Consider the following 18,240-nt stretch of genomic DNA (forward strand, 5'->3'; position numbering starts at 1 on the left):
TCCTTGTTTTAGTGGATATTGAATTTTGACTTTATTGTTAGTATCAAATCGAATAAAATATTAACAAGTTTCAATCCTTGTTTTAGTGGATATTGAATTTTGACTTGTCATTGATTCCCGGGCTGTTTGGTATGCCTGTTGTTTCAATCCTTGTTTTAGTGGATATTGAATTTTGACTTAGCCAGGATATAGGTTTTGTACCTAAGACCTACAGTTTCAATCCTTGTTTTAGTGGATATTGAATTTTGACAGCACAAATTTCACCCTCTTTTGTCCAAAAGAAGCCCTAATATCCCTCCTTTTCAAGTATCTCAATTCTTGAACCATTTCTATCAGATCCCTTATAAATACAAGAATTATACGCAAATATTTCTATAACAACAATCAATGCATTTGGATTTATACTTTGTTGCCTTTGGATATACTCCCTTTTCTATTATATCAATTGTCTTTTTGGCAACTTTTATAGCCTCATCCACATCCTCAGGTTCAATTTTAATAGACTTGACCATATTATTACTTCGTGTATAACAAATATAAGCTCTATTGACTTCTACATCATAATTCTCAGAAATCATCAATGCCTGCAAATAAAGCTGATATTTATGAGTCATATAAATTTTGTCTTTATATTCTGCAAACTTATATTCAAGAGGAGCAGCGGTCCCGTCTTCGAGAAACAATACTTCATCAACAATTCCTTTAATGTGATTTACTTTTGAGGCAACAAAAACATTTCTTTCTTTAGATATACAGCCAAGTTTCTTTCTCATATAAGATGTATTGGTAATTCGACGTATTTCATGTACATCTCTTCCTCTTAAAACTTTAAACCGCTTTTCTTCATGCTGCGGGATACCAAGGCAATAAATAAAATAAATAAAACGGGGACAGAAAAGATATTCAATCACATCAGAAATTGTAATTATGACACTACTATCTCTCATTGTACCCCAAATATTTCTTCTTAAAAGAAAGTAGTTAAAACTTCGTCACTCACCAGATTTTTATCAAAAGCCTGCCCCAGCAATTTAACTTTTTTGAATGACTGGTCATCCATTGGAAAAATATATACAGAATCTACATCTTCATCAATTTCTTCTTCACACTCGATTGCAAGAGAATCTCTTTCATTTGCGTTCAATTCCCCCAGGAAAACACTTTTTTGAACCCTGTAGAGTCCATAATTCTTACACGCATCACTCACATGTTTTCTGCAGGTATTATCTGATATATCATATACCACCCAGGCAAGCATAAAATTCCTCACTTAATCAAACTATTAGCAATTTTATGACAGTCATATTGCATGGTGTTTTTCAATTTAATATTTCTGCCATTATAGGATATTTTCTTTTCCATTGTTTCATTGAAAACCTGCAAAAGGACAGCTTTTCCCTCTTTATTTAAAGTAAGACCGTTTGGAATAGAATCAAACATTTCATCATTGACTTTCCTTTTTGAAAATAAGTTCACTACTGTCCTGTCCGCATGTATTCTGTACAGTTCAATAAGATCAAAAACAAGGGATTTCTTATTGTAATTGTCAGTATGCAAAAAACCCACATATGGATCAAGGCCCGATATAATACAGGCTTTTTCAACCATTGAATAAAGGACGCCATACCCATAGTTGAGCAGGCAATTAAATCCATCAACTGCAGGGTTGCGACTTCTGCCGCTAAATTGCCATTTATCAGGCATTATTAGATTGATAGCTTCAAAATAGTTTCTGGAAGCCATTCCTTCAATTCCCATGATGGTTCCCCTTACTTCTTCAAGATCGCCTTTGACTTCCTGAAGCTGGGACTTCAGGTTTTCAATATTATCTACATATTCCTGTAAGTCAGCTTTCAATTCAGGCCTGTTTTTCTTAAGATCTTTGAGAAAATCTACCTGATTATTGATTTTTTCGTTAACCCATCCTTTTGCCATTCTGGCACCCTTTGTATTATCCGAATATTCAAGCTGGCGCCTTCTTATTAAAACAGTACTTCCGAGTTTTGAATGCCATACTCTGCCATAAGGGTAACCAAAATGGTCCAGAAAAATGATATCGATATTGTTTTCCACAGCGAATTTGATTGCATCGGTGCTTATTGTAGCTGCCGTGGTAATCATTATACTTTCAACTTTACCGGCGGCTACTTCGAATTTTTTATCATCGTTTTTAACAAGAAAACAGTTCTTGCTTTTTTTCAGGTAGGAGCCGTAACTGTTGATTACAATTTGTATTTCATCATCCCCTCATTGTTTTTCAATCGAACCATAGCCTCTGGATACGGATTTCCCTACTCCTAAGTAATCAGGAATATCAAAATTTGCTTTGAATCCTCCTTTGAAAGCAATCATACTTTTTCCTTTAAAATTAACTTTGATCGGTATTACATTTAATTTTATGCGGATTTCGTCATTCACCCAACAATCAAGGCTTTTTGCCATTGAAAGTAAGTTGCCAATTAAAATTTTAGATAATAGGGAATCCTTTGCTAGTTCGTCTGCATTTCTATATTTTTCACTGTTATTTTGATTTAAAGCAAGCCAGGGTGTCTTGAAAATATATTTATGTATATCGTTGCATGTTCCAAATGAGGCCGAATTTGTGTTAATTTCTGCTCTCTCCAAACAAAATCGTGTATTTTCAATATTAATCTCTTCTGTACATATTCCCACGTCTAATATCAAATTAGCACCATCAGCAACACCTACCAGAGTAGGAATACCTTCGATTACTTTATACTGCACAACCGGGTACCTATAAATTGGCCCTGTATCGGTGTGATTATGCATACGGTCCTCTGAAGAATATGTCTTAGCAAAAAACCCTCGAATTTTGGCTCCGTCTCGCATACGAAGGCGGACATCAGGATATTGTACACATGTATAGTTTATATGCAAGTTTACTCCTCAAAAAATTTCAATTTGTGAGTTATCTAAAATGATACCTCTTTCTTCAGAATATAGTTGAGTTGAATCGCAATTCTTCGGGAGATATTCTACATCAAAGCCTTTTATTTCTTGAAGACTATCATGTAACGAAGAATAGGTTTTATTATTGATTGATATTTTATATTGGTTCAAACGCCTAAATAAATTTTTGATTTCGAAGTTATATTCCCATTGTGTTTTATTTTCTTTCCAGTTATTGTGCAAATGAACTAGACTATTAATTATACTAGAACATGTGGAATCAGCTTCAATTATAACATCATGCTTTGGAATATCTTTGTTATCAATAAGCTCGAATGAATTCCTTAATTTCTTAAAATCAAGAACTTGTATATGCTTGGATATTTCTGTCGATATGTCATGGCTCACTTTTTTCATTATATTTTGAGCATATTTCTCATTTAATGAATAGATGTCCTTTTCTTCAACTATATTCTTATCTTTAAGGATGTCTTGTGTAATATCTATCAAAAATGGGGGATAAATATAGTTGTGATAATAATATCCGGTATTTTCATCTTTCAGTCTATATAAATGAACTTCACTTGGTTCTTCACTCTTTCCATTTCTATTAGCACGCCCTGAGGTTTGATTTATAGAATCAAGTGGACAAAAATCCCGATATATAACATCCATATCAATGTCTACACCGGCTTCAATTAATTGTGTCGACACAACTACTAAATTTTCTTCACTTCTTTTAATAAAATCGATTTTTTCAAGTCTGGCCTTTGGGTAAATTTCGGTGGACAAATAAACACACTGTCTGTCTGTATTTTCCTGTAGTAGTTCAAATATATCCTTTGAAGTTTTGATTGTGTTCAAAACAATTAAAAAACTCTTATCTGGTCTTTTTTCAATATCTTCAAGCAATAAATCCCCAAAATTATCCAGAGAAGAACTTTCAGATAAATGATTGCATATTTTTATTCGATTTAAATCTTCAAAATATGTTTTTTTATTTGGTACAAGTTCATGGCTATCAATTAGTATTGGCATTGTAGCAGTAACAAAAATAAATTTTACATTGTATTCACTGGCCAATTTATTGAAAAATTGCCTTATTATTGGATAATATTTTTCGTCTACTTCTTGTATTTCATCAAGAATAATTATGGAATTAACTATTCTATGGAAACGATGGCCTATCGAATGGTTGCCAATCTTAAATATAGTATTGAATAGTTGCACGAATGTAGTGGTTACTATTTTACTTTGCCAGTTATCAAAGCAAAATCTGGCATCATAGTTCTCATAATATTTATCTTCGGATTCATATTTTATTTCTGAAAGTGAATGGTACTTTAAGATTTCCGTATCTTTTGGTTCTGAATTTTGATTATATTTAACTATGTTAGCCAGTTCTCTGTAATTTTGATCTATGATACTTAAGAACGGAAGGGTATAAACGATATCAGGAGCATATCCATATCTTTTCTCAAGTTTGTTTGCCATGTAAAGAGCTGAATAATAAGCAAGGAAAGTTTTACCTGAACCAGTAGGGATATTTATGGAAAAAAAACTTTCAGATTTCAGATCAATTGATTGAAGCTCTTTTTTCAGTTCATCAAATATTTGTTCACGTATATTGAATATGTGTGATTTTTCAAGAAGGGGATTTTTTGACAACAATTCTTCACGTACATGATTTTTATATTTCTCAACGGCAAAACTTGGTTTTTGAGATGGTAAATCCGGCGTTTCGTCTATGAGCTGCATTTTGTCTGCCGTTAAAAGTAATGAGTAAAAATAGCTGAATTCTAAAATGTAGTCAATCGTATAACCATTATTTGTCCGCTTTTCTTGACTCCAATTTTTCCTAATTTGACGGATGTTGCCTCGATTAGCAAACTTCAAGAAATCATCTAATTTCATATCATAGATGCGTTCCAGTTCACATTGACTATTTTCTTTTATATCTGCAAGTTGTTTTTCCAAAATATCGTATTCGTCTAATAATTCAGTTTCATCTTTAGTATTTTTGATACTTCCATGATGTCTCTTTATAGCCAGATAACCCATTAGTTTGTAAGGTTCTGGAAGCCACCAGTATGCGAAAATAGCAGATAGTAAGGAGTGATTTTTCTCAGTTCCAAATTTTCTGGATTGTCTTGATGATTTTTCATCATAAGTTATATAGTCCTGGAAAAATGAAGTTGCTTTACCAAAATCATGTGCCATACATATCTTTTTTATGGCCTCTCTTTTCTCGGAGTTTTCCGTTTGCTTATCGAATATACCTAAAGCAATTGATGTAACACCCTCAAGATGCTCTTTTAAAGACTGGTGAGGGTGTGATTTCAAATTGAAATCTTCATTGGAAAAAGAAAACGTTTTGTCCGACAACTTCATGGAGTTCTCCTGTAGCATTTCCTTTCAATGCACATGGCCTATCATTCTTGAAACCAAACATTATTTTTTCATATTTAGTGTATTCCCGTTTTTCATTATTTGAAACTGGAATATTGTCAGTAAATATTTTTAAATCGCAATGATCAAGATCAAAACAATTAATTGGAATTATACTATCCACATTGTTTCGGGTTTGTGTACGTATACTTTCACACCGGGTTTCAAAAATAATTTTAGCTACATGTTCACTTACACCAAGATAAGGAGTAAAAACTGGTTTCTGATTTTTCAGATGGTCTTCCAGTTCATCAAGTTTCTCTGGTCTCCATGATACAAAAATTCTATATTCAGGGTTTCTCAGGAATTCGGCATTAACTGGAAAGCTAAAAAGGTCATTTTCATTTTTCATGCTAACTAACTTTATTGTCTGCATATCTTTATGAATTGGAGACAGTACCTGAATACCAATCCTCATATCTTTTGTACTTTCATAAAGATCGCCCCTATCTATACCAACAATTGCTCCAATCAGCCCTTTTATTGCTGGTGGATGAATGCATAAAAAAGTAAGAGCAGAAGTAGTGGTATATGGTTTTCTGAATTTTGCATATCCACTTTTCACTCTAAATACCAAGCAGTCCATAAGGAACCTCCATCTCATTAGAAATTAATTACTTCAAATTCTTCTGGGAGGTTGACAATTTTGGCCGTATTGTGCTTATAAATGACAATCTTATCGATGAACTCTTTCTTGGACTCATAATATTCATTTAACTTTTGAAGATCAAGAGTTGTCTGGGAAATATCTCTGACCTCATCTTTAGATGTATCAAAATTGACATCTACGTAATTAAGTTCTCCATCTATTCTATGTTCCTTATATATCACTTCCACCAGTAAACGTGGCATCTGGTTTTTTGAAGTACTCCTGTAATTTATAAGGCCATTAATCAACGCCGTAGTAAATTCACTCAGGTCATTTTCACTTACTTCAATTCCTTGTTTTCTTGCAACATTGTCATTATAAACTGCATATGTTTTAAACAAAGCATAAGGTGTTACATATTTGGACCAAATCGTTGATTGACTTTTATCTTCCCCACCCGCATAAGCAGAATTTCCTTGCATGAATTTTATTTCCGCAGGATTTACGGATTTGCTCCACATGACCTGCAAAGGACCTGTAATGTCATATTTTGGTTTGGTTATGACTGCACCAAAAAGTCTTACATCAATATATTGCTTCAAAATGTATTCTGGTAAATCATTTTCTTTTAGATCAGCATTTTTCATTATCTCTTTGATCAAATTGGTGCAGGACATTACTTTTCCTTTGTCATCCTTTTTTGTTCTTACCAGTACATTGTGGCCCGTAGATTGCCATTCATCACGAATAAACCGCTTTATTCTGACATCTGAGACTTCAAGTTGCCCTGTTATTTCATCATGTCTTGGCTTATTGTCGTTAAGCATATCCCCATTAGGATTTGCCATTGTGCTATCCCATACCAGTAAGTATTCTCGTGTGTTTGCCATCATTCATCCACTCCTTCAACTTTTAGATTATCCTTGGGTTTTCCGATCCACTGCTGCATTCCCCAGAAGAAAATATATTTCGCTTCATCATTTGGAATTTTTTCATCCCCTGCTCCCATAAGCTCTTTTGATGAAGAAAGATAATTATTCAGATATTTTTTGTTTTGAACTCCGTACTTATACATTAATTCTGAACATTGATTTGCAATATATACAAAAGTCTTGAAATCGAATTTCCTTCCAAAGAAAAAGTTCTTTTCAAGATGGGATGTTGCATTCTGCAGATCATCACCACTTTTGTATTTTTTTGACTCGTATATCATGGCATTGTACAAGTGCCCTAACAAGAACCATGCCTTTTTAACAGAGTTGTCAAAGAATTCTGAATTTTCTTCGAAAAACTGGTCTTCAGTTTCATATTCTGCCATTTCATAAACTCCTTTCTTTTTCTCAACTAATTTCCATCCATTACTCAAACATCCACAATCAACAAGGAAATTATACACCCGATGAATTGAAGAGATTTGTTTGTAGCCTTCATAATAATCATGTCTGTATTTTTTCATGGCTCTGGAAAAGAATATTCTTCGATTGATTTTATTGCCATGAAAAATATCACGAAGGTAATTTTTAGCTTCATTAGTTCCAAATATTTCATTAATCTTGGAATTCCCGCCCAAAAGATAAAGTAAAATCTGCCACAATTGAAGGTTGTAACCTGAAGCCGCATATTTATGCTCAAGTTCTGCAATTTTTGTAAAACAAGAAGGCATTACATCTCTTATATGGTATGTGATTTTCCATTCTGATTTTTGTGAAGAGAAAAATATAATGTCTACATTGGTGTGGGATTTACCAATTTGTTTCATCACCAAATCTTCATGATAACGGATATTATTAAGGAGGTTTCGATCCTCTAAATCACCGATATCCGCGTCCTCAAATATCTCTTTTATGTCTTTGTTATAATCGTGAGGCAAGAACAACATTTTACTTCCGCCCCACCATGTTTCCAGATAATTATGGATATATTTGCGACCCGCTAAAATGTTGATTAAGCAATCATAGCAGATGCCATAAGATAAACCGTCGGTGTTTGAAAAGATATTTTTGTCATTGGTATAGCACTTATAAATAATACTGTCATATAATGTATCAGCAAATTGGTTGCACATTTGGCAATATCCGGAATAGTTGACTTTTTTCAGGCCATTTTTTTCAATTTCTTCCAAAAACTTGCCCTTTGCTATATCTACTGGAGTTTTTCCATCCTTCTTGAAAAGAATCACAAAATTTGACCCTTTGTACTCTTCTATTTTTTGATCAAGAGTGTCTTTTATATCATCATACTTTTCTTCAGGGATATCGAGAAAATCAAGAGATTTTTTTATATTTTTTTCTTTGTAAGAATCTTTTTTCACAAGAGCTCCAACAAACCAATTTCCTTGTGTATAAAGCAATCCATCTCTGAAGACCTTCTTTTCAAAATCTCTAGAATCTACCGAAATTGAGTCACCAGAAACATCTATTTCAAGGATTAAATCATAATCTGCACCTTCTTCTTTTTGCCACAAATCAATTATATCCTGTTCCCCATCAATATTCTGGACTGTTTTTCCAATATTACATATGGTTTCTATCATTTTGACATATACCCCAACATAATGATTTTGGCAAGAGATATCCTCCTGTCAATATATATTATATCCCCTATGCATTGAATATTTAGTAAGAGTAAAAAGGTAATGGACTAAAAAAGTTTTTCGGTATGATTACATTATAGCATAATGTTTCATGACTTCAGATTCTTAATATCTGAAATAAACAAGAATATAGTTGATTTTAAATCTGCAAAAAAAGAACTAATCCCCAGCGAGAGACCTGCTTTCAGATGTCGTGGCAATTAATGTTATATTTTTCATTTAAAGGCACCTTTGTCAGGTGAGAGTGTAGTTGACATACAGTACTTAATTGTTAATGGTCCTTTCAGTAGAATCGTTGTAAGTAAAATGGCTACTCTTTTTTTAAGTAAAGACATTTATAATTTTAAAAATTCTTCTTAGAATTTATTATTTGCCCGTATGTGAAACATTATATCAAAAAGCCCTATACTTGCTAATGCACTGCAAATAACAAGGACAGAAACTTATACTTTATCAGCAGGATATTTTATAGCTAGAATTCTTATTAGGCCCAATACAAGTAGTAAGATTGATAAACTTAAAATAAATTCATATTGGATTCGATTTACATAAACTCCAGCTGCTATTTCACGCATAACTATCAAAATAGTAGCATCCGTTATATAGACAATTCTAATGCGTTTATGCTCACGATAATCAACGAAAGTCCTGAAAAGGTCAATAAGAATAAAAATTGTAAGAACGCCAACAACTACGTCGATGAAATTTATATGGATGAAATTACCGCCAAGAAGTTCATATATAATATATCCAACATCATATATAATTTTTAGTAATCCTACAATTATTGCTATTATTAGTATATAAAGGACGGAAAAAGTGACATACCTTATAACTGTATCAAATACTTCATCATGATCTATCATGTTTCCCTTCACGCCCAAATTAGACTATTAGTAATTGGAATGGCATCGATATAACATGTTTGCTCTAAAATATCAATGTTAGCTATTAAGAGAAAGAAAAGGTGCCTTTGTAAAATTCCTCATAGAATAATTTCTAAAGAAATATGCCTGTCCATATTGAATTAGTAACTTGAATCTGGTCCTTTAACCTAATGCAGTTTCAACTTGTTTTTCATGGTCGTATAAGTCCAGATCTAATACCTTAATCTTGTATGGGTAAATAATCAAAAAACCTATATAAAAGGATTAAGGCCTATTACTTGTAGTAGAAAGCCCCGGGCGTGATTTGAACACGCGACCTAGTGATTACAAGTCACTCGCTCTGCCAGGCTGAGCCACCGAGGCGCTTATGGTATCGAATGCAACCCATAGATACCATAATGGCACATAAATTTTATGGCTGGTTGCACTATATCTAACTCTTATGTGGCAGGAAATGGCAAGAATCGGGAAAAAACTCGTGGATCACGGGCTTGTTGAGTCTCATTTTGGAAATATAAGTGTACGTCGGGGCAACAGCATGTTGATAACCCGCAGCGGTTGTCCGCTTGATGAGATCTGTGCGGAGAATGTGGTGGAAGTTCCCATCCATACCTCATGTGAATTTGACAGTCTCGCGTCGTCGGAAACCCGGGTTCATCGGCGTATCTATCAGGAAACTGATGCCGGATGCATCGTGCATGGGCACTGCCCCTTTGCAGTAGTTATGTCACTGCTGGATGAATCTGGCAGCATTGAGCCACTGGATAGTGAAGGTGTGTGCTTCCTCGGGCCCGTGCCGATTGTTGAAGGCAGCATAGGCAGTGAAGAACTTGCCGCAAACTCCGCTGAGGCCTTGGCAGAATCCGACGGGGTTATCGTCAAAAGCCACGGCACCATATCTACAGGGAAGACTCTGGCCCATGCCTACATCAATACTACCCAGATTGAACACACCTGTAAGGTGCGTTATTACTATGATCTTGCTAAAAGTTCATTATGAAAGTAAAAGATTAAATCATGGAAGGAACAACTAAGGGGACTATACAATGACCCTGGACCGTTTCAGGCCTGTTTTTGCAGGTCCCATATCAAGACTCGCAAAGATATTTGCAGACATGGGCATAACCCCCAACCAGGTAACACTTGCTTCCCTGCTTTTTTCTGCAGCCGCAGGATTGTGCTATGCCCTGGGAGCGTCCAACATTTTTATGATAGGGGCGGCACTTATATTTGTGGTCCTCAACTCCCTGTTTGACGCGCTGGATGGCAGCATGGCCCGCTATCTCCTCATAAACGACAAGGCCGGGGATTTCCTTGATCATCTGGTCGATCGCTATGCAGATGTTTTTATTGTCGGCGGCCTGATCTTCGGGGGATATGCAGGCTGGGGTATTGGCCTGTTCACAATGGTAGGCATTCTGCTGACAAGTTATCTCGGTACACAGGCCCAGGCATTATCCATCGGTCGATTCTATGGTGGAATTATGGGCAGGGCGGACCGTCTTGTACTGATCATGGCAGCGTCGCTTTTGCACATAATATATCCACAGGCTATATTTGGCTACACCCTGCTTGGCTGGTCCCTTATCCTTATGGGTATTGCTTCCCATGTAACCGCCCTGCAGCGTATACATTTTATCCACACACACCTGGGCTGAAACAGACGCATGATTTAAATTACTCCCCGTAATTGGTTGTCTTCATGAAAAAATACGAATTCATCGAACATACCGCAGATGCGAGGTTCAAAGCCTTTGGGGCCACCGCAGAAGAAGCCTTCGCAAATGCTGCCCAGGCAATGTTTAACGTTATGATCGATACTTCCGACATTAATCCCCAGATTACCGAATATATTGAATTGCAGGCACCTGATCTGGAAAACCTCCTTGTGGACTGGCTTTCTGAACTTCTTTATCTCTTTGAGGTTAATATGGTTGTATTCAGTAGATTTGAAGTGTTTGCGATTGAGAAAAAAGGCCTTGAATACCTACTTTCAGCAAAAGCAGAGGGTGAACCTCTGGATCTTGAAAAACACGTATTTGACACCGAAGTCAAAGCAGTAACATATAATGACCTTGGTGTACAAATCACATCACAAGGAGTTACGGTACGCATTACAGTGGATACATGAAAAGGGGATTTGATAGGATGGATACAGAAGGACCGGAAATAGAAGGACTTGAACGGATAGATGATGATATATGGCAAGTTCCCATGGGATATAAGCCCGGGATGAGGGTACCGGGCAGGATATATCTTTCAGATAAATTGTTCACCAATCTGGAAAAGGAAGCAGTGGACCAGGTAGCCAATGTGGCCACGCTGCCAGGAATACAGAAATTCTCAATGGCAATGCCCGATGCTCATGTAGGATATGGTTTCCCAATAGGGGGAGTTGCCGCTTTTGATGCCGAGGAAGGTGTCATCAGTCCCGGTGGTGTGGGATTTGACATCAACTGCGGTGTACGTCTGATCAGGTCCAATCTGGTAAAATCCGATGTGGACGGTAAAATCAATGCCCTGCTGGATTCCCTATTCAAGGCCGTACCTTCGGGTGTGGGTTCCAAAAGCCGAATACGGGCATCGGAAAGTGAACTTGAAGCAATCTTCACCCAAGGCTCCCGCTGGGCTGTGGAGCAGGGGTATGGTGTAGAAGCTGATCTCACCCACTGTGAGGGTGAAGGCTGCATTGAAGGAGGCGACCCTGCACAGGTCAGCGCCAAAGCCCGCAAAAGAGGCAGGCCGCAGCTTGGAACCCTGGGAAGCGGCAATCATTTCCTGGAATTACAGTATGTGGATGAGATATATGATCCGGTCGCGGCTGAAGCTTTTAATCTCAAACAGGGCCAGCTTACTTTCATGATCCATTGCGGATCACGGGGTGCGGGTCATCAGGTATGCACCGACCACCTGCGCAATCTCACCCGTGCAGTGGAGAAATACAAAATTAACCTGCCTGACAAACAGCTTGCCTGTGCACCGGCACAATCAGAAGAAGCACAGGCCTATTTCTGTGCAATGGCCTCAGCAGCCAACTATGCCTGGACCAACCGCCAAATCATAATGCACCACTGTCGTGAAGTGTTCGAACAACAAATGAATATGGATGCAGATGAATTGGGTCTGAATCTGGTCTATGACGTAGCCCACAATGTCGCCAAACTGGAAGAACATGATGTAGACGGTGGAAAAAAACAGGTTTATGTACATCGCAAGGGTGCCACCCGTGCTTTTCCTGCAGGCCATCCCGATGTTCCACAGGCATACAGGGATGTAGGTCAGCCAGTGCTTATCCCGGGCAGTATGGGCACTCCTTCCTATGTGCTCTGCGGTAAGCAGGCAGCAATGGATGTATCCTTTGGAAGCGCCTGTCATGGTGCCGGCAGGGTAATGAGTCGCTCCGGTGCGAAACGCACTTTCAGGGGAGAAGAGATTCAAAAAGACCTCAGTGGCCAGGGCATCTCTGTCAGGGCAGCCCACCCGTCGGTCATTGCCGAAGAAGCACCCGGGGTTTACAAATCCAGCAGTGAGGTGGTGGATGTTGTTGACAGGCTTGGTATTGCAGGCAAGGTCGCCAAACTCATGCCTCTGGGTGTTGTAAAAGGTTAAAATTGAGAGAATATGAGGAAGGGAACACATTGTTTGAGGGGATGAATGGTTTTGCTTGGTTACAGTAATTCTGTATTAAACCATATGACAGGTTCCGCTTCCTCATATTCCAATGGGTGACTATAATATTTAAAATGTTTGATTAATCCCCGTGTATTCACCGCTACTCATTTAATGTCCTAGTACTTTTTTATGGCCATGACAAAAGAGGTATCACGTATTAAACAGGTCCGCATTATGGCTGATTACCAGTTCGGGAAGGGGTGTGGGAACATTCTCTTTGCCGGTGACATCACATTCAAGTTATCCCGTACCAAAAGAATCAGGCAGATATTTTCCGAAGGGAAACGTATGGCCACGGTACGTGCGAGAGACGGAATGTTCACTTTAAGTATTGAGGGGGCCTCATTGATTCATTCCCATCTTCCAACACCGGGCTATCGCGTGATGATGTGTGAGGATGCGATCCCCTTTGTCTCAAAAGGCAAAACTGCCTTTGCCAAGCATGTGGAGAACATAGACCCCGATCTGAGGGCTGGAGATGAAGTTTTGCTTGTGGATAAACAGGACAATCTTATTGCTACAGGGCAGTTATTACTTGCCCCTGAAGAAGTTCTTGCCATGCAGAACGGCCCGGCTGTTGATGTCAGGGTTGGGGTTAATAGCAGCTGATATGTAGCTGCAATCAAAATCTAAATATATATTCAAAATAAGCATGTAAATTATATTGTACTTCCTCAGAAGGTGAAACTATCGAAGACGACCAGCTCCTGAAAACCTTTGTAATTCCTCCAAATACGAAAATGGAAGAACATAATATTGTTCTGGATGAGGATATTATAGTAGGGAACCATTCCGATATACGCTACGGTATAATTGCTGATTCGGTTATAATCGGAGAAAGGGTATCAGTATCAGGTGATGTACTTGCCAGGTCTGATATTCGCATAGATATCTGGTCAAAAATCGGTGGCAATGTGCGCTGTGGCGAAAATGGCTATATTGGCGAGTTTGTGAATATAGATGGCAAACTTTTCGTTAATGGAGATCTTGATGTTGGTAATGATGTGAAGATCAACAGAGGGTTTGAAGCTCATGGGTGGATAGTTGTTCGTAATCCTGTGCCTGTAATCACCTATATTTTCCTCTATATCTCCGAACTTCTACGTATGGGTAAGGGTGAAGAAGTAGAAAAGGCTATGAGTGAATTCTTTGAAGAGGAAGCAAAAGAGATCAGTTATGGTGCTATGGTAGTTCCCAACGGATCCCGTATATCTGCAGACTCTATCAGGGTACCCGGGGCAGCTACCATAGGAGATAACTGCAGGCTCGTAGGTAATATAAGGGCTGAATCACTGGAAATGGGCGATGCTACTACTTTGTATGGAAGTATCCGGACAGCCAGTGATATCGAGATCGGTGAAAATAATGCCATCCACGGTAACATTGTCTCCCGGGGCAGGGTTGTAGTGGGTAAAGGCACCCATATACTGGGAGAGATCAATGCTTACTCTATCAGGATTCATGAGGATTCAAGGGTCGATGGTGTTATGCGAGCCACCGGTGGCACCACTTTCATACGTGAAGAAGAAGAGGTCGCCCGGGACAGGGAACTGATAAAACTGGACATAGCAGACCAACCACAATAAAAAGGTGTTCTTTTTTGAGTGAAACTACTGAGATTTATAACTCTATTGTAGAGAAAGATTCAAAATACGTTATGCAAAACTACGGTCGTTATCCTATTGCACTGGAAAAAGGAGCCGGCGCTCTTGTATGGGATATTGCCGGCAAACAGTACATCGATTGCGTTGCAGGAATAGCCGTAAATAATGTGGGACATTGCCACCCCAAAGTTGTTAAAGCAATACAGGAGCAGGCAGGCAAACTCATCCATGTATCCAATCTCTATTATACCGATGTACAGGCTGACCTTGCAGAAAAGCTGTCACAGGTTACCGGTATGGATCGTCTGTTCTTCTGCAATTCCGGCACTGAGGCCGTAGAAGCTGCCATGAAACTGGCCCGGGCCCATTCTGGAAAAAAGAATTTCGTGGCCGCAGAAGGTTCATTCCACGGCAGGACAATGGGGGCACTTGCGGTAACTTCCAAAGAAGCCTACAGGAAACCCTTTGAACCCCTTCCCGGCAGGGTTGATTTTGTACCTTACGATAATTCCCCGGCGATTGCAGATGCCATTGATTCGGATACAGCAGCGGTAATTGTGGAGCCCATCCAGGGAGAGGGTGGTGTCAATGTTCCTTCCTCAAATTTCCTTAAAGAGGTCAGGGAAATCTGTGATGAGACCGGTACCCTGTTAATATTCGATGAGGTCCAAACTGGTTTCGGGCGTACGGGCAAGTGGTTCTGTAAGGATTATTTCAATGTGGCTCCGGATATAATGACAATGGCCAAAGCACTGGGTGGCGGATTTCCCATGGGTGCCATTGCAAGCAGGGGAGATATTGTTTTCCAGAAGGGCCAGCATGCCGCAACCTTTGGTGGAGGTCCCCTTGCCTGTGCAGCAGCCCTGGCATCCATTAATGCAATTGAAAAAGAAGGACTCGTGGAACGCTCCCGCATTATGGGTGAGTATTTCGTGCAGAAACTGGAAGGTTTAAACCGTGAGGATTTCCTGGAAATCCGGGGTAAAGGATTGATGATAGGCGTACGTGTGAAGGACTCATGTACGGAGATGGTAACTGCGGGCCTTGGGAAAGGTGTGCTGCTCAATTGCACAGCAGGCAATATCCTGCGTATGGTGCCTCCTCTTGTCATAACCGAAGAACAGGTAGATTCGGTGGTGGATATAATTGGCAATTTATGAACTGGTAAAACCTGAGATCAGGTCGATAGCTCCCTATGTGCCGGGCAAATCGGTTGCCGAGATCGCTGAAAAATATAATCTGGAACCCGATTCAATCATCAAATTAGGGTCAAATGAAAATCCTCTGGGTCCTTCTCCGGCAGCAGTCAGAGCTCTGCAGGAAGCTGCCGGTAATGTGAATATTTACCCTTCGGCAGATGCCAGAGAACTTGTGGATGCGATCTCTGCTTATGTTGGTATGCCCCAGGCCAATATTGTGGCATCCGGTCCGGGTATGGATGGTTTACTTGACGGCCTGATGAGAATGCTCATATCTGCAGACTCGGAAGTTGTGATTACAACTCCCACCTTTTCCTATTACGAGATATCTGCAACTGCATGTGGTGCACAACCGGTATTTGTGAAACGCAATGAAAAATTTGATGTGGATATTGACAGGGTCATTGCTGCTGTAAATGAGAACACAAAAGTAGTCTTCATTTGTTCCCCAAACAATCCCACGGGTAATATCACTGCTGAAAAAGAACTGCGCAGGTTGCTGGATTCTGTTGAGTGCCTGGTCTTTGTGGATGAGGCCTATGTGGAATTTGCAGACTCAGATATTGTATCTCTTGTAGGGGAATATGATAATCTTGTTGTTGGAAGGACCTTTTCCAAAGCCTTCGGACTGGCAGGTTTAAGACTTGGTTACGGTATAATGCCTGCCTGGCTTAAGGTCGAATACATGAAAGCTGCTACTCCCTTCAATGTAAGTGCACCGGCTGTTGCAGCAGGTATTGCTGCCCTTTCGGACAAAAAGCATCGGGAGGCCAGCCAACAAATGGTAATCGATGGTCGTGATTATTTGAAGGTAAATATGCCTTTCAATGTATATGAATCCCAAGCTAATTTTATGCTTGTGGACGTTGCCCCCCATGGTGCAAAGGATGTATGCGACCACCTGTTGCGCAGGGGAGTAATTGTCAGGGATTGCACTTCATTCCGTGATGCAGGGGATTCCTTTATCAGAGTCACAGTAGGTACAAGAGAACAAAATGAAAGAGTAGTGGAAGGCTTTTCGACCTATTTATGAGAGGCTTTCGATCTCATTTATTTTCATGAGTGGGTAATCCAGTTCTTTGTTGTATTTCATAGATGCCCGGATTCTGATATCTCCGTGAATTACTACCAGATGCACTGTCAACATTTTTCCTTCAAGTTCGCAGTATCCGAATTCACCATTTAATTCTTCGGCTATAATGTCCCTGTTTATAGTTACGTTGATCTCTTCAACAAACGGCTGTACAGAAATACTTTCAGCAATGGCTTTTTCCAGGCTATCCACATTTTGCAGGTTAAGGGGTGAACCCGTGAACTGGTGATAGAGGGCTCCCAGTTTGATCCCCGCTTCAAAAGCGGCCATTTGCGCATCATCAGGTCTCTTTTCCATGATTGGTGGGATGGCAGAGTGCTATTTATATTTGTGGATGGGGTACATTTTTACATAGTATCAGGTATAAGGTGGTATGGTTACAAAATAAGGAGTATATTCTATGAGTACACTTGAAAACCTTGAAGGAGCATTTGCCGGTGAGTCCATGGCAAACCGGAAGTATCTGGCCTTTGCAAAAAAAGCTGATGAAGAAGGCTATTCCCAGATAGCGAAACTGTTCAGGGCTGCCGCAGCAGCTGAGACCATTCATGCTCACAACCATCTGGGAATTATGAATGGTATTAAGAGTACTGAGGAAAACCTCAGGGAGGCCATTGAGGGAGAAACCTATGAATTTGAGGAAATGTATCCAGAATTCATAACACAGGCAAAAGAGGAAGGTAACGGTAAGGCTGTCTGGAGTTTTGATGTTGCCAATCAGGTAGAAGCAATTCATGCCGAACTTTACAAAAAAGCCCTTGATAATGCAGGCAACAATGAAGAAGTTGCGTATTACGTATGTGAAGTTTGTGGCAATACTGTAGAAAATGGTGCACCGGACGTATGTCCAATTTGTGGTGCCCCAGCTTCTAAGTTCAAGAAAATTGATTAAAGTGTCCTGTTGATTGGGACATGTTCTTCTATTTTTTATTTATTGCTGCTACCTGTTGGTTAAAGTGCTGTCATTTTATTTGTTCCAATTAATATTTAGGGCATTTATAAATATGTTTATTGTACAAAAAGGACAAAAAACGCTTTCTTTGTAAATTATATTTTACACTAAGGGGTTAGTGTATATATAGAAAAGAGTATGAAAACGGGAAAAAATGCTCCGATCGGGATTCGAACCCGAGTCACAGGAGTGAGAGTCCTGTATGATTGGCCGTGCTACACTATCGGAGCGCATTGGCATGTGGGCACAATTCTAAAGCAATTTATGCTATATTAAGCTTTTGTAAAAACAAG

At 39.1% G+C, this 18,240-nt stretch carries 19 protein-coding genes, 2 tRNA genes and 1 CRISPR repeat array (1 of these 22 cut by a window edge); of the genes, 9 read left to right on the top strand and 12 right to left on the bottom strand.

The window, feature by feature from the left end:
* Positions 1-250: direct repeats of the CRISPR family, unit length 37 nt; unit sequence GTTTCAATCCTTGTTTTAGTGGATATTGAATTTTGAC; it begins 664 nt to the left of the window's first position.
* A gap of 106 nt (positions 251-356) precedes the next feature.
* From cas4 to CI957_RS06415, 10 genes are all read right to left on the bottom strand, one after another.
* Positions 357-947, bottom strand: coding sequence for a CRISPR-associated protein Cas4 (cas4, locus tag CI957_RS06370; protein WP_096713054.1), 591 nt, complete (start codon positions 945-947; stop codon positions 357-359).
* Between the two features lie 20 nt (positions 948-967).
* Positions 968-1,258 carry a CRISPR-associated endonuclease Cas2 gene (gene cas2, locus CI957_RS06375; protein ID WP_096713055.1) on the bottom strand — a complete coding sequence of 97 codons (291 nt, stop codon included), beginning with the start codon at positions 1,256-1,258 and terminating at the stop codon, positions 968-970.
* An 8-nt stretch (positions 1,259-1,266) separates the two neighbouring features.
* A complete protein-coding gene (gene cas1, locus CI957_RS06380; protein WP_096713056.1) occupies positions 1,267-2,235 on the bottom strand; it encodes a CRISPR-associated endonuclease Cas1 in 969 nt (322 codons plus the stop codon).
* Between the two features lie 12 nt (positions 2,236-2,247).
* Positions 2,248-2,898: a CRISPR-associated endonuclease Cas6 gene (locus CI957_RS06385; RefSeq protein WP_096713057.1), complete on the bottom strand. Its 651-nt coding sequence runs from the start codon at positions 2,896-2,898 to the stop codon at positions 2,248-2,250.
* 9 nt (positions 2,899-2,907) lie between these two features.
* The gene (gene cas3, locus CI957_RS06390) at positions 2,908-5,301 is read right to left on the bottom strand and encodes a CRISPR-associated helicase Cas3' (RefSeq protein ID WP_128754496.1); all 2,394 of its coding nucleotides are present in this window, start codon (positions 5,299-5,301) and stop codon (positions 2,908-2,910) included.
* Positions 5,264-5,944: a type I-B CRISPR-associated protein Cas5b gene (gene cas5b, locus CI957_RS06395; protein WP_096713047.1), complete on the bottom strand. Its 681-nt coding sequence runs from the start codon at positions 5,942-5,944 to the stop codon at positions 5,264-5,266. Before cas5b ends, cas3 begins: the two co-directional genes overlap by 38 nt.
* A 17-nt stretch (positions 5,945-5,961) precedes the next feature.
* Positions 5,962-6,840 carry a type I-B CRISPR-associated protein Cas7/Csh2 gene (gene cas7b, locus CI957_RS06400; RefSeq protein ID WP_241645968.1) on the bottom strand — a complete coding sequence of 293 codons (879 nt, stop codon included), beginning with the start codon at positions 6,838-6,840 and terminating at the stop codon, positions 5,962-5,964.
* On the bottom strand, positions 6,837-8,480 hold the full coding sequence (locus CI957_RS06405; RefSeq protein ID WP_096713046.1) for a TIGR02556 family CRISPR-associated protein: 1,644 nt from the start codon (positions 8,478-8,480) through the stop codon (positions 6,837-6,839). The genes cas7b and CI957_RS06405 overlap by 4 nt, the downstream gene beginning before the upstream one ends.
* Before the next feature lie 503 nt (positions 8,481-8,983).
* Entirely contained in the window at positions 8,984-9,406 is a 423-nt protein-coding gene (locus CI957_RS06410; protein ID WP_096713045.1) for a phosphate-starvation-inducible PsiE family protein, read from the bottom strand.
* Positions 9,407-9,716: 310 nt separating this feature from the next.
* Positions 9,717-9,790, bottom strand: a tRNA-Thr gene (locus CI957_RS06415).
* A gap of 91 nt (positions 9,791-9,881) precedes the next feature.
* On the opposite strand from CI957_RS06415, the gene CI957_RS06420 reads away from it, so the two are divergent.
* The 8 genes from CI957_RS06420 (at position 9,882) to hisC (ending at position 16,935) form a co-directional block, all read left to right on the top strand.
* Positions 9,882-10,427, top strand: a complete 546-nt coding sequence (locus CI957_RS06420) for an aldolase (protein WP_241645970.1) — start codon at positions 9,882-9,884, stop codon at positions 10,425-10,427.
* Between the two features lie 46 nt (positions 10,428-10,473).
* Positions 10,474-11,085 carry a CDP-alcohol phosphatidyltransferase family protein gene (locus tag CI957_RS06425; RefSeq protein ID WP_096713043.1) on the top strand — a complete coding sequence of 204 codons (612 nt, stop codon included), beginning with the start codon at positions 10,474-10,476 and terminating at the stop codon, positions 11,083-11,085.
* Positions 11,086-11,129: 44 nt separating this feature from the next.
* Positions 11,130-11,558, top strand: a complete 429-nt coding sequence (locus tag CI957_RS06430) for an archease (RefSeq protein ID WP_096713042.1) — start codon at positions 11,130-11,132, stop codon at positions 11,556-11,558.
* Positions 11,555-13,036 (top strand): RtcB family protein, encoded by a 1,482-nt coding sequence (locus CI957_RS06435; protein WP_128754498.1) that lies wholly within the window; start codon positions 11,555-11,557, stop codon positions 13,034-13,036. The genes CI957_RS06430 and CI957_RS06435 overlap by 4 nt, the downstream gene beginning before the upstream one ends.
* 198 nt (positions 13,037-13,234) lie before the next feature.
* A complete protein-coding gene (locus CI957_RS06440) occupies positions 13,235-13,708 on the top strand; it encodes a PUA domain-containing protein (RefSeq protein ID WP_096713049.1) in 474 nt (157 codons plus the stop codon).
* A 131-nt stretch (positions 13,709-13,839) separates the two neighbouring features.
* A complete protein-coding gene (locus CI957_RS06445) occupies positions 13,840-14,685 on the top strand; it encodes an acyltransferase (protein ID WP_096713040.1) in 846 nt (281 codons plus the stop codon).
* Between the two features lie 71 nt (positions 14,686-14,756).
* Entirely contained in the window at positions 14,757-15,863 is a 1,107-nt protein-coding gene (locus CI957_RS06450; RefSeq protein ID WP_241645975.1) for an acetylornithine transaminase, read from the top strand.
* The gene (gene hisC / locus CI957_RS06455; RefSeq protein ID WP_128754500.1) at positions 15,850-16,935 is read left to right on the top strand and encodes a histidinol-phosphate transaminase; all 1,086 of its coding nucleotides are present in this window, start codon (positions 15,850-15,852) and stop codon (positions 16,933-16,935) included. The genes CI957_RS06450 and hisC overlap by 14 nt, the downstream gene beginning before the upstream one ends.
* Here hisC and CI957_RS06460 read toward each other — a convergent pair.
* Positions 16,930-17,292, bottom strand: coding sequence for a dihydroneopterin aldolase family protein (locus CI957_RS06460; protein ID WP_096713037.1), 363 nt, complete (start codon positions 17,290-17,292; stop codon positions 16,930-16,932). The genes hisC and CI957_RS06460 overlap by 6 nt on opposite strands.
* Before the next feature lie 103 nt (positions 17,293-17,395).
* On the opposite strand from CI957_RS06460, the gene CI957_RS06465 reads away from it, so the two are divergent.
* Entirely contained in the window at positions 17,396-17,887 is a 492-nt protein-coding gene (locus CI957_RS06465; RefSeq protein ID WP_105460381.1) for a rubrerythrin family protein, read from the top strand.
* Positions 17,888-18,102: 215 nt separating this feature from the next.
* Here CI957_RS06465 and CI957_RS06470 read toward each other — a convergent pair.
* Positions 18,103-18,177, bottom strand: a tRNA-Glu gene (locus tag CI957_RS06470).
* Positions 18,178-18,240 lie beyond the last annotated feature (63 nt).

The organism is Methanohalophilus sp. WG1-DM, from assembly GCF_004104135.1.
GTDB classification, from domain to species: Archaea; Halobacteriota; Methanosarcinia; order Methanosarcinales; family Methanosarcinaceae; genus Methanohalophilus; species Methanohalophilus euhalobius.

Coding starts and splice junctions, on each gene's coding strand:
- cas4 (WP_096713054.1), bottom strand. CDS start 947: ATGAGAGATAGTAGTGTCATAATTACAATTTCTGATGTGATTGAATAT.
- cas2 (WP_096713055.1), bottom strand. CDS start 1,258: ATGCTTGCCTGGGTGGTATATGATATATCAGATAATACCTGCAGAAAA.
- cas3 (WP_128754496.1), bottom strand. CDS start 5,301: ATGAAGTTGTCGGACAAAACGTTTTCTTTTTCCAATGAAGATTTCAAT.
- cas5b (WP_096713047.1), bottom strand. CDS start 5,944: ATGGACTGCTTGGTATTTAGAGTGAAAAGTGGATATGCAAAATTCAGA.
- cas7b (WP_241645968.1), bottom strand. CDS start 6,840: ATGATGGCAAACACACGAGAATACTTACTGGTATGGGATAGCACAATG.
- CI957_RS06405 (WP_096713046.1), bottom strand. CDS start 8,480: ATGATAGAAACCATATGTAATATTGGAAAAACAGTCCAGAATATTGAT.
- CI957_RS06410 (WP_096713045.1), bottom strand. CDS start 9,406: ATGATAGATCATGATGAAGTATTTGATACAGTTATAAGGTATGTCACT.
- CI957_RS06420 (WP_241645970.1), top strand. CDS start 9,882: ATGGCAAGAATCGGGAAAAAACTCGTGGATCACGGGCTTGTTGAGTCT.
- CI957_RS06425 (WP_096713043.1), top strand. CDS start 10,474: ATGACCCTGGACCGTTTCAGGCCTGTTTTTGCAGGTCCCATATCAAGA.
- CI957_RS06430 (WP_096713042.1), top strand. CDS start 11,130: ATGAAAAAATACGAATTCATCGAACATACCGCAGATGCGAGGTTCAAA.
- CI957_RS06435 (WP_128754498.1), top strand. CDS start 11,555: ATGAAAAGGGGATTTGATAGGATGGATACAGAAGGACCGGAAATAGAA.
- CI957_RS06440 (WP_096713049.1), top strand. CDS start 13,235: ATGACAAAAGAGGTATCACGTATTAAACAGGTCCGCATTATGGCTGAT.
- CI957_RS06445 (WP_096713040.1), top strand. CDS start 13,840: ATGGAAGAACATAATATTGTTCTGGATGAGGATATTATAGTAGGGAAC.
- CI957_RS06450 (WP_241645975.1), top strand. CDS start 14,757: ATGCAAAACTACGGTCGTTATCCTATTGCACTGGAAAAAGGAGCCGGC.
- CI957_RS06460 (WP_096713037.1), bottom strand. CDS start 17,292: ATGGAAAAGAGACCTGATGATGCGCAAATGGCCGCTTTTGAAGCGGGG.
- CI957_RS06465 (WP_105460381.1), top strand. CDS start 17,396: ATGAGTACACTTGAAAACCTTGAAGGAGCATTTGCCGGTGAGTCCATG.